The organism is Thermoanaerobaculia bacterium (assembly GCA_035717485.1).
Lineage (GTDB): Bacteria > Acidobacteriota > Thermoanaerobaculia > UBA5066 > DATFVB01 > DATFVB01.
The window spans coordinates 1-10,795 of record DASTIQ010000301.1; the positions used below are offsets into that span (position 1 = coordinate 1).

Annotated in this window: 10 protein-coding genes and 1 pseudogene; 10 read left to right on the top strand and 1 reads right to left on the bottom strand. The window is 70.9% G+C overall.

Annotated features, from left to right (window positions below; translation table 11 throughout):
- The 10 genes from VFS34_15745 to hemW form a co-directional block, all read left to right on the top strand.
- A partial coding sequence (locus tag VFS34_15745) for a hypothetical protein (protein ID HET9795907.1) occupies positions 1-96 on the top strand: 96 nt, incomplete at its 5' end.
- The gene (locus VFS34_15750) at positions 93-1,187 is read left to right on the top strand and encodes a 3-dehydroquinate synthase family protein (GenBank protein ID HET9795908.1); all 1,095 of its coding nucleotides are present in this window, start codon (positions 93-95) and stop codon (positions 1,185-1,187) included. The genes VFS34_15745 and VFS34_15750, both read left to right, overlap by 4 nt.
- A 19-nt stretch (positions 1,188-1,206) precedes the next feature.
- Entirely contained in the window at positions 1,207-2,928 is a 1,722-nt protein-coding gene (locus tag VFS34_15755; protein HET9795909.1) for an HD domain-containing phosphohydrolase, read from the top strand.
- Entirely contained in the window at positions 2,925-3,692 is a 768-nt protein-coding gene (locus VFS34_15760) for a tetratricopeptide repeat protein (protein ID HET9795910.1), read from the top strand. Before VFS34_15755 ends, VFS34_15760 begins: the two co-directional genes overlap by 4 nt.
- 7 nt (positions 3,693-3,699) lie before the next feature.
- The gene (locus tag VFS34_15765; GenBank protein ID HET9795911.1) at positions 3,700-4,059 is read left to right on the top strand and encodes a hypothetical protein; all 360 of its coding nucleotides are present in this window, start codon (positions 3,700-3,702) and stop codon (positions 4,057-4,059) included.
- A 25-nt stretch (positions 4,060-4,084) separates the two neighbouring features.
- Positions 4,085-5,011, top strand: a complete 927-nt coding sequence (gene ftsY / locus VFS34_15770; GenBank protein ID HET9795912.1) for a signal recognition particle-docking protein FtsY — start codon at positions 4,085-4,087, stop codon at positions 5,009-5,011.
- Positions 5,008-6,114, top strand: a complete 1,107-nt coding sequence (gene ribD / locus VFS34_15775; GenBank protein ID HET9795913.1) for a bifunctional diaminohydroxyphosphoribosylaminopyrimidine deaminase/5-amino-6-(5-phosphoribosylamino)uracil reductase RibD — start codon at positions 5,008-5,010, stop codon at positions 6,112-6,114. The genes ftsY and ribD overlap by 4 nt, the downstream gene beginning before the upstream one ends.
- Positions 6,115-6,194: 80 nt before the next feature.
- A complete protein-coding gene (locus VFS34_15780; GenBank protein HET9795914.1) occupies positions 6,195-6,779 on the top strand; it encodes a riboflavin synthase in 585 nt (194 codons plus the stop codon).
- On the top strand, positions 6,776-7,753 hold the full coding sequence (locus VFS34_15785; GenBank protein HET9795915.1) for a hypothetical protein: 978 nt from the start codon (positions 6,776-6,778) through the stop codon (positions 7,751-7,753). The genes VFS34_15780 and VFS34_15785 overlap by 4 nt, the downstream gene beginning before the upstream one ends.
- Complete coding sequence (gene hemW, locus VFS34_15790) at positions 7,750-8,883, top strand: radical SAM family heme chaperone HemW (protein ID HET9795916.1); 1,134 nt, start codon at positions 7,750-7,752, stop codon at positions 8,881-8,883. Before VFS34_15785 ends, hemW begins: the two co-directional genes overlap by 4 nt.
- A 185-nt stretch (positions 8,884-9,068) precedes the next feature.
- Here hemW and VFS34_15795 read toward each other — a convergent pair.
- A pseudogene (locus tag VFS34_15795) lies at positions 9,069-10,667 on the bottom strand (sodium-translocating pyrophosphatase).
- Positions 10,668-10,795: the final 128 nt, after the last annotated feature.

Genomic DNA, 10,795 nt, shown 5'->3' on the forward strand with positions numbered 1-10,795 from the left:
CCGAAAACGGCGTCCGGCGCCTGCCTGATGACCGAATCGCCTTCGCCGGTCTCGCCGGCGCAGCTCGCCGAGCTCGGTCTCGCGCTGAAGAAGTGAGCCCCGGGAGCTCCTCCGGATCGCCGGGTTCCGGGCCCGTCCGGGTCGAGCGCGGATCGCTCGCCGCCCTCGGATCCGCGTTCCCGTTTCCCGGCGGACGCGTGTTCCTCGTCTCGTCGCCCGCCGTTCTGCGCCTCCACGGCGACTCGGCCCGCCGGGCGCTCGCCCGCCGCGAAACGGTCGAGATCGCGATCCCGGACGGCGAGAGCGCGAAGTCCCTGGAGACCCTTCGAACGATTCTCGACGCCGCGATCGAAGCGGGCGTGCGCCGGGACGACGCCCTCGTCGCGCTCGGCGGAGGAACCGTCACCGACGTGGCGGGCTTCGCCGCCTCGATCCTCCTCCGCGGAATCGCCTGGTACGCGGTGCCGACGACCCTCCTCGGAATGGCGGACGCGGCGATCGGCGGGAAGACCGCGGTCGATCATCCGCTCGGGAAGAACCTGGTCGGCGCGTTCCACCCGCCCTCGGGCGTCCTCGTCGACCCCGAGCTCCTGGACACGCTTCCGCCGCGCCGCTTCCGGGAAGGGCTCGTCGAGATCTTCAAGAGCCTCCTCGTCGGAAGCGCCGAAGCCGCCCGCGACATGGCGGGGCGCCTGGAGCAGCTGGCCGAGAACCGCGCCGCGGACCGGTTCCTCGCCGAGGCGATCCGCGTGAAGCTCGCGATCGTCGGGCGAGACCCGCGGGAGGGGGGAGAGCGACGGGTCCTGAATTTCGGCCACACGCTCGGACACGCGATCGAGGCCGCCTCCGGGTACCGAGGCTGGTCGCACGGGGAAGCGGTCGCGGTCGGGATGGCCGCGGCGCTCGGGATTTCCGCGGAAACCGAAGGGTTCCCCGGGGAGGACGCCCGATCGCTCGCGGGAGAGCTCCTGCGGTTCACGGGGCGCCCGGCCCCGCGCTGGGAAGCTTCGCTCGAGAGCGCGATGTCGCGCGACAAGAAGGGGGAATCGGGTGGACTCGCGGGCGTGCTCCTCGCCGATTGGGGCCGCCCGATCGTCCGGAAAGTCCCGCCGGATGAGTGGCGAAGGAGTCTCCAGGCGCTCGCGGGGGAGGGCCCGGCCGGGGGCGGGGCCCCCGGCGAGGGCTAAAAGCTCTATAATCCGGCTGTTGGACACTTCCCTCCGGCCTCGGATTCGTCTGTTCGCGCTCCTCGTCGCGGCGCTGGCCGTGGTGTCCCTGACGCCTCTCCTCGTCACGGACCGGGTCCTCATCTCGAAAAACCAGGAGAGCCTCGAGACGATGGAGAAGAAGTACACGGCGCGTTCGGCGGCGGCGATCGCCGATTCGATCGCGGCCTTCTACCGCTCGAGCGAGGAACAGCTCGAAACCCTCGCCGACACGATGAAGTTCTCCCAGGCGCTCTCGGGGAAGAATCCCTTCTCGACCACCGCGGCGTCCGGGATCCTTCCCGACTTCGTCAAGGGCCGCTCGACTTTCCTCGCGCTCCGGGTGATCGACCAGGAAGGCGAGGGCGGTTCGATCGGTCCCCCCAACCTCCCTCCCGCGATCGAGCAGGAGTTCCGCCGCGGCTATCTGGAAGGGCGGCAGGGGCACCGGTATTCGGGCAATCCCGTCCAGGCGAAGGGGTTCGCCTCGGGCGTCGTCGTGATCGCCGAGCCGGTCTCGGGCGAATCGGGAGAGAACATCGGGGTCGTCGAGGGCCTCGTCTCGTGGCAGCCGATCGAGCGGCAGATCGACGAGGAAGCGCGCCAGGAAATCACGGTCACGATCCTCGACCGCGAGGGGAACATCCTGTTCGCCTCGAAGAACCGGCCCGCGTCGCGCCCCGCGGGGAACCTCGTCATCGACTATCGCCAGTCGCCGCAGCAGGCGCGCCTGACGCGGGCTTACCGGTCCGGGGGCGAGGCGCTGCTCGGATCGATCGTTCCGGTCGACGCCCCGGACTGGGCCGTGCTCGTCGAGCGCGACCAGCGGCTCGCGTTCGCCTCGGTCGACGAGATGACCCGGCAGACGATCCTCTGGAGCCTCTTCGCTCTCGCGCTCGCGATCGGAGTCGGGGTCGTGATGGCGATTCGCCTCGCCTCGCCCATCCGCGCCCTCGCCGAGCAGGCGCACGACATCGCCGAGGGGCGCTACGGCCAGCGCGTCGAGGTGCGCGGCGCCGCGGAGATCGCCGACCTCTCGTCGTCCTTCAACCGCATGAGCGAGTCGATCGACCGCGCCATGGGCGACCTGAAGAAGGCGGCGCGCGAGAACCACGAGCTCTTCATCAATTCGGTGCGCGCGCTCGCCGCCGCGATCGACGCGAAGGACCCGTACACGCGCGGCCACTCCGAGCGCGTCGCCCGCTACGCGGTGTCGATCGCCCGCGCGATGGAGCTGCCTCCCGAGGAGGTCCGGAAAGTCCGCCTCTCCGCGCTCCTGCACGACGTCGGGAAGATCGGGATCGACGACCGGATCCTCCGGAAGCCGACGGCCCTGACCGACGAGGAGTTCGAGGTGATGAAGACGCATCCGGTCAAGGGCGCGGCGATCATGTCCGCGATCCCGCAGCTCTCCGACGTCGTTCCGGGGATGAAGCACCACCACGAGAAGTGGGAAGGCGGCGGATATCCGGACGGGCTGAAGGGCGAGGAGATCCCCCTGCTGGCCCGGATCGTCTCGGTCGCCGACACCTTCGACGCGATGACGACGACGCGCCCCTACCAGAAGGCGATGGAGATCTCGTACGTCATCCAGCGGATCCAGAGCCTCGCCGGCACCCGTTTCGACAAGCGGATCACGGACGTGCTCGTGAAGGCGTACAGGAACGGAGACCTCCTCCCGGCGACGGCGGACACCGGCGCGTCCGTCCGGACGGTCGCGTGAGCCGGCGCCTCCTCGCGGCGGTCGCGGCGGCCGCGCTCCTTTCCGCGTGCGCGTCGGGCGGCAAGAAGATGCCCTCCTCGGAGCTGTACCTCACCGAGCGCATGGCGACCGTCTTTCTCCAGCAGGGGAACGCGATGGAAGCCGAGAACGCGTTCCGGAAGGTGCTCGTCGACGACCCCGAGAACGCCGAGATGCGCGACGGACACGGCCTTTCGCTCCTGATGCTGGGCCGCCCGAAGGAGGCGCGCGACGAGTTCGATCACGCCCTCCGCATCGACCCGAAGGAGTCGTACCTCAACAACCGCGGCGTCGCGAAGATGGAGCTCGGCGACTTCCCCGGGGCGGAAGCCGACTTCCTGAAGGCGTACGGGTCTCCGAACATGGCGGACCGCCAGTCCGCGCTGATCAATCTCGGCCGCGCGCGGATGCGCCGGGGCATCCCGGGCGAGGCCGAGGAGTCGTTCACGCGCGCTCTCGCGATCGCGCCCGATTCCTACGAGGCGCTGATGGCGCGCGGCGAAGCGCGGGAGGCGCTCAAGAACGAGAAGGGAGCCGTCGAGGACTACCTGTCGGCGCTCAAGGTTCGCGCGGAGAGCCTCGACGCGATGCTCCACGTGGGGATGGGACTCCTCGCGCTCGACAACCGCGAGCTCGGGGAGCGGTATCTCCGCCGGGTGACGGAGCTCGGCCCCGATTCGCCGCAGGCGGCGCGCGCGAGGCTGATCCTCGGGGAAGGCTCGAGCGCTCCCACCCTCCCGGAGTGATCCCGGCGTGATCTACCAGCAGATCCTCGACACCCTCATCGCCTCGCTCTCGGGCCTGCTGGCGGCCGTTCTCCTCGACAGCGAGGGGGAGACGGTCGTCGCCGCGCACCGGACGGGCGACGAGCATTCGCACCGGGTCCTCGGCGCCTATCAGGGGATCTATCTCCGCGACCTCGCGCGGGCGCTGGCGCGGTGCGGCCTCGGCGCCGTCCGCGTCTTCTCGCTCGACTTCGGGGCCATGCGGGTGCACACCGAGGCGCTTCAGGACGGGTACTACGTCGTGCTGCTGACGGACGATTCGGTCGCTCCGGCGCTCGCGCGTCGGCAGCTTTCGCGCGCGTCGTCCGACCTGCGCGAGAACCTCTGACCGCCGCCGCCTTCGGGGGGATTTGATGGCCGAGACGGCCTCGGGATTCTTCTCCAAGATCAAGCGCGGGCTCTTCATGACGCACACCGAGATCCTCGAGAGGATCGAGGGAGCGGTCAAGGAGAAGCTCGGATACGACGCGTCGGTCCTCGAGACGCTCGAGGAGGCCCTGATCGCCGCGGACGTCGGCGCCGAGACGGCCGGAAATCTCGTCGCCGGCGTCGCCGCGCGGGCCCGACGATACCGTCCCGAGGACCTGCCGAAGCTGCGGGTGCTCCTCAAGGAGGAGATCGACGGGCTGCTCGCGACGGCCCCGCGCGAGCGGGTACCGGAGAGCCGCCCCGAGGTCGTGTTCATCGTCGGCGTGAACGGCACCGGCAAGACGACGACCGCGGCGAAGCTCGCCGCGCGCGACATCGCGGCGGGCAAACGCGTGATCCTCGCCGCCGCCGACACCTTCCGGGCCGCCGCGATCGAGCAGCTCCAGACGTGGGGAGAGCGGATCGGCGCCCCGGTCGTCAAGCACGCCGAAGGATCCGACCCGGCGGCGGTGGTTCACGACGCGATCGCGGCGGCCCGCGCGCGCCACGCGGACGTCCTCTACGTCGACACGGCCGGCCGGCTGCACACGAAGTTCAACCTCATGGAAGAGCTCGCCAAGATGCGGCGGGTGGCCGGGCGCGAGATCCCCGGCGCTCCCCACCGTTGCCTGCTCGTCCTCGACGCGACGACGGGGGGGAACGGGCTCGCGCAGGCGAAGAAGTTCGTCGACGCCGCGGGAGTGACGGGAGTCGTGCTGACGAAGCTCGACGGGACGGCCAAAGGGGGAGTGGTGCTCGCGATCCTGCGCGAGCTCGGCATTCCGGTCGTGGCCGTGGGAGTGGGAGAAGGGAAGGACGATCTCGTGCCCTTCGACGCGAAGGACTTCGCGGCCGCCCTCCTCGACGAATGACGGCGGCGGACGAGGCCTGGATGCGCCGCGCGCTGGCGATCGGGGAGCGGGGACGGTACTCGACCTCCCCGAACCCGATGGTCGGCGCCGTCCTGGTCCGGGGCGGGCGGCTCGTCGCCGAGGGATGGCACCGGCGCGCCGGAGGGCCGCACGCCGAGATCGAGGCGCTCGCGCGAGCGGGAACGCGGGCCCGGGGCGCGACGCTCTACGTGACGCTCGAGCCCTGTTCGCACGAAGGCCGGACGGGTCCCTGCGCGGACGCGATCGTGCGGGCCGGGGTCGCCCGCGTCGTCGCGGCGCGGCGCGATCCGAATCCGCGCGTCGCCGGCCGCGGGCTGCGGCGGCTCCGGGCGGCGGGCATCCGCGTCACGACCGGCGTTCTCCGCCGCGAGGCGGCTCTCCAGAACGAGCGGTTCGACGTCTGGGTGACGGGAGGGCGGCCGTTCGTGCTCGCGAAGGTCGCCGCGACGCTCGACGGGCGGATCGCGGATTTCCGAGGCCGGTCGAGATGGATCAGCGGGACGGAGGCCCGCCGCCGGTCGCTCGCCTGGCGGGAGGAGTTCGACGCGATCCTCGTGGGCGCCGCGACGGCGGAGCGCGACGGCTCGCGGCTGACCCGGCGTCTCGGGTGGAATCGGACGACGGCGCACCGGCGCATCGTCCTCGACGGCGCCTTCCGCGTCTCCGAATCGCTGCCGCTCTTTCGAACGAAGGGGGCGGAGGTCTGGACCGCGTCCCGCGGGGGCGCGGCGAAGGAGCGCCGGCTCGCGGCCCGCGGAGTTCGGGTCGTGCGCCTGCCGCCGGCGCGGCAGGGAGGAGGAGTAGACCTCGGGGCGGCGCTGCGCAGGCTCGGCGCGGAGGGGGTGACGGGGCTGGTCGTCGAAGGGGGGACGCGGACGCTGACCGCGTTCCACTCCGCCGGGCTGATCGATCGGTGGGCGTTCTTCTTCGCGCCCACGCTCCTCGGCGGGATCGGCGCATGGCCGATCCTCGGCGGGGAAGGGGTGCCTCTGGCGCGGGCGCGGAGCCTGTCGGCGGTGACCGTATCGGCTCTCGGCTCGGATCTCCTGGTCACCGGCCGCTGCGTGGCGAGGAGGGGTTAGGAATGTTCTCCGGAACGGGAGATTAAGAATGTTCTCCGGAAGGGGAGATTGAGAATGTTCTCCGGAAGGGGAGATTGAGAATGTTTTCCGGAATCGTCGCCGCGACCGGCCGGGTCGAAAAGATCGACGCCTCTCCCGCGGGCGCTCGCCTCGTCGTCCGCCCCGGAGGCCGGTTCGGAAGGTTCCGGCGCGGCGAGAGCATCTCGGTCTCGGGGGCGTGCCTGACGGCCCTGGGCGATTCCGCGCTCTTCCGCGCGGATCTCTCGCCCGAGACGCTCGCGAAGACGACCCTCGGCGAGCTGGGCAAGGGCGACGCGGTCAATCTGGAGCGCGCCGTGCGGCTGGCGGACCGCCTCTCCGGCCATCTCGTGTCGGGCCACGTGGACGGCCTCGCGCGGCTCACGTCGATCGAAGCGGAGGGGGACTCCCGGATCTTCACGTTCGCGCCCCCTGCGGAGCTGGCGCGGTTCGTGATCGAGAAGGGGTCTGTCGCGCTCGACGGCATTTCGCTGACGGCGATCCGGGTTCGCCGCGGGCGCTTCTCGGTCGCGGTCATTCCGCACACGCTCCGGGCGACGACCCTCCGCGATCGCCGGCCCGGCGACCGGCTCAATTTCGAGGCGGACATGATCGGACGCTGGGTCGAATCCCTGCTCCGGCCGTGATCGTCTACGAGGGGACGACGCCGCCGTCGGTGCGGCGCGGCGAGTTCCATCCGTTCCCGGGCGCGCGGGCCCGGATCCGCGCGCTGCCGTATCCCGCGTTCGAACCGGCCGGCGCGGATCCGTGGCGCGGCGCCTATCGGCGCGGAGCGGACGCCGTCGTCGCGGCGGCCGCCGGATCTCCCGACCTCTGGGAAGAGGCGCTGCGCCACGCGCCCGCCGGGAAGATCCTCGTCGGACCGGTGCCCCCGGCGGAGCTCGTGTACGGCGCGGCCGGAGCCGCCGTCGCGGCGGCGCGGCGCCTGGGGCGGGCCGTCGTGCTGGTCGAGACGGCGCGCCGGGAACCGGACGGCATTCCGTCCGGAGCGGATCTCGCGCGCGTGGCCGTCTGGGACGGCGCGTGTTCCTCCGCGGAGTTCTGGCGCGCCTTCGGCGGGGGAGCGCCCGCCGGCGTCGCGGTTCCCTGGATCCCGGGGTGGACGGGCGAGGAAGAGTTCCTCGAGGCGTTCTTCGCGCGGGCGCGCGACGCGGGGGCGCGGTTCGCCGTCGGCTTTCCTCTCGCGGGGGACGGGCCGTCGCGCGCGGCGATCCATGCCGACTTCGCGGAGCGCCATCCCGGGCGGGCGGACGCGTTCTTCGACGCGATTCACCATCGCGACTGGGACGCGGGGACTCGCGAGACGGCCGCCCGATTCGTCGAAGCCGCCGGCCGGGCCGGAGTTCCCGTGCGCGTTCCCTTCCTGCTCGGCGGAAGCGAGTTCGAGGCGAACGTCCGGTTGATCGACGCCTTCGAAGAGGAAGCGCGGACGGGGGACGAGCCGAGGGCGTCGGCCCTCCTCGCCGCTGCGCGGCGCGTCGAGGACTTCGGTCGCGACGTGGCCGACCTCGAGCGGGAGGGGAATCTCCGAATCCTCTGGCCGCCGGACTCTCCCGAGGCCCGCCTCGCCCGGGCCGTGCTCGCCGGAAGCCTCCGGTGACGGAGGCCGCCGGGCTCTACGTCCACGTTCCCTACTGCGTCCGTCGTTGCGCCTACTGCTCGTTCGTCCTGACGACGGATTTCTCGAGCCGGGACCGGTATTTCGAGGCGCTCCGGGCGGAGGCGGAGCTCCTGGCCCGCGAAGCCGAGGGACTCCCGTTCGATTCGCTCTACCTCGGGGGCGGCACCCCCTCGTCGGTTCCGGCGGACCGGATCGCCGAACTCGTCGCGCGCCTGCGCGACCGGTTCGCGATCGCGGAAGGAGCCGAGGTCACGATCGAAGCCAACCCCGACGACGTGAACGAGGAATCGGTCCGCGCGTGGCGGGCGGCGGGGGCGACGCGCGCCTCCGTCGGGATCCAGTCGTTCCGCGACGCCGAGCTCCGCGCGATCGACCGGATCCATTCGGGAGAGGATGCGTCGCGCGCGCTCGACCTCGTCGCCTCCGCCGGTTTCGCCGTGTCGGCGGACCTGATGATCGGGATTCCGGGGCAGCGGATCGAGGGCGCGGCCGGCGACGCCGAACGGGTCGCGGCCGCGGGAGTCGGCCACGTGTCGGTGTACATGCTCGAGCTCGACAAGGCGGGACGGATGGCCGAGGACCGGCGGCGTCGGCCGGAGCGGTATCTCTCGGACGACGCGCAGGCGGAGGCGTATCTCGAGGTCGGCCGGATCCTCTCCGCCGCCGGATTCCGCCACGACGAGGTGTCCAACTGGTCCCGCCCCGGCGCCGAGGCGCGGCACAACGCGAAGTACTGGCGGCGGACTCCGACGCTCGGCCTCGGGGTCGGCGCGCACGAGCTCTGGAACGAACGGCGCCGCGCGAACACCGCGTCGATCGGTTCCTACCTCGACGCTCTCTCCCGGGGCGTCCGGCCGACGGCGTCGGACCAGCCGATCGACGAGGTCGAACGGCAGCGCGAGGAGATCATCCTGCCCGCGCGGACGCGCGAGGGGATCGCGGTGGCGCGGATCGAGAGCTGGCTCGCCGAGCGCGGCGACGCGGCGCTGCGCGAGGACTGGCTCCGGTGGATCGACGCGGGGCTGATCCGGCGAGAAGCCGACCGCTACGTCCTCACCGAACGCGGCTTTCTCGTGTCGAACGAGATCCTCTGCCGCTTCGTGGAGTAATTCCGTTCACGGGATCGTCGGAGGTTCCCTGCTTCTCAGCTCGGGCTCGCTCCCGCCCCGGGCGCGGTCAGACGCGAACGGGACGCGCGACCGCGACCGGCCGGAGGGCGAGGCGTACCGTACGTACGTTGAGCCTGCGGCCGGCCGGGATCGTCCCGTATCCGTTCGATGGATGGCCGCGCCCTCTAGATGAAAAGCGGAGCCAATACCAGCGTGATCGTCGACAAGAGCTTGATCAGGACGTGCAGCGACGGACCGGCGGTGTCCTTGAACGGATCGCCGACGGTGTCTCCGACGACCGCCGCCTTGTGGGCCTCGGACCGCTTCCCGCCGTAGATCCCCATCTCGATGTATTTCTTGGCGTTGTCCCAGGCCCCGCCGGCGTTGTTCAGGAACGTCGCCATCAGGATTCCCGCGATCGTCCCCACCATCAGGAGCGCGGCGACCGTCTCCGCCCCGATGCCGAGAAGGCGGAAGATGATTCCCACGGCGATCGGCATGCCGACCGCGAGGACTCCCGGCAGGACCATCTGCTTGAGCGCCCCGCGCGTCACGATGTCGACCGTCCGGCCGTAGTCCGGCTTGTCGGTCCCCGCGAGGATCCCCGGCTTCTCCTTGAACTGCGCCCGGACGTCGTTGATCACGAAATAGGCGGCCTTCCCGACGGCGCGGATGCAGAGGGCCGAGAAGAGGAAGACGAGCATGGCCCCGAGCAGCCCGCCGATGAAGACCTCCGGTTTGCTCATGTCGACGTGGAGGCGCTCGCTGACTCCGAGGAGCCCCTTGTGGCGCATGAGCTCGGTCGCGTCGTCGAGATATGCGGAAAAGAGGAGGAACGCGGCGAGCGCCGCGGAACCGATCGCGTACCCCTTCGTGAGCGCCTTCGTCGTGTTGCCGACGGCGTCGAGGCGGTCGGTCTTCTTCCGGATCTCCTCCGGCTGCTGAGACATCTCGACGATGCCCCCGGCGTTGTCGGTGATCGGGCCGAACGTGTCCATCGCGAGGATGTAGGCCGCCGTCGAAAGCATTCCCATCGTCGCCACGGCGGTTCCGAAGAGTCCCGCGTGGGCGATCCCCGAGGCGCGTCCGATGTAGTAGCTCGCGATGATCGCGATGGAGATCACGACGACCGGCAGCGCGGTGCACTCGAAACCCACGGCGATGCCCGTGATGATGTTCGTCGCCGGGCCCGTCTGGGACGCTTCCGCGATCTCCCGCACCGGGCGGTACTTGTATTCCGTGTAGTACTGGGTGATGTAGACGAACGCCTGCGAGGTGAGGATGCCGATGACGCCGCAGGCGAGGAAATGCCACCAGGCGTCGGGAGCTTCGGAGGTGTTGAGGAGCCATCGCGTCGTGAACGCGAACCCGCCCATCGCGAGGACCGCCGTGACGTAATAGCCGCGGTTCAGGGCGACCATCGGGTCGGCGTCCTCGCGGGTGCGGACCACCAGCACGCCGATGATCGAGGCGATGATCCCGAAGGCGCGGGCGACGAGCGGGAAGAGAACGCCGCCGAGGCCGAAGTACGGCCACAGGGCGACGCCGAGGATCATCGCGCCGATGTTCTCGGCGGCCGTCGATTCGAAGAGATCGGCGCCGCGGCCCGCGCAGTCGCCGACGTTGTCTCCGACGAGGTCCGCGATCACGGCGGGATTCCGCGGGTCGTCCTCGGGAATGCCCGCTTCCACCTTTCCGACGAGGTCCGCGCCCACGTCGGCCGCCTTCGTGTAGATGCCCCCGCCGACCTGCGCGAACAGCGCGACGAAGGAGGCGCCGAAGCCTTCATGCGGAGGCAGAACCGCACGATCGCGAGTCTCGCCCTCGTCCTCGCGGCCGTCATCTTCGTCCTCTACGCGTTCGCGAAGGGCGACATGAAGCTCGCGGCGACGACGACGGTGTCGTTCATCCT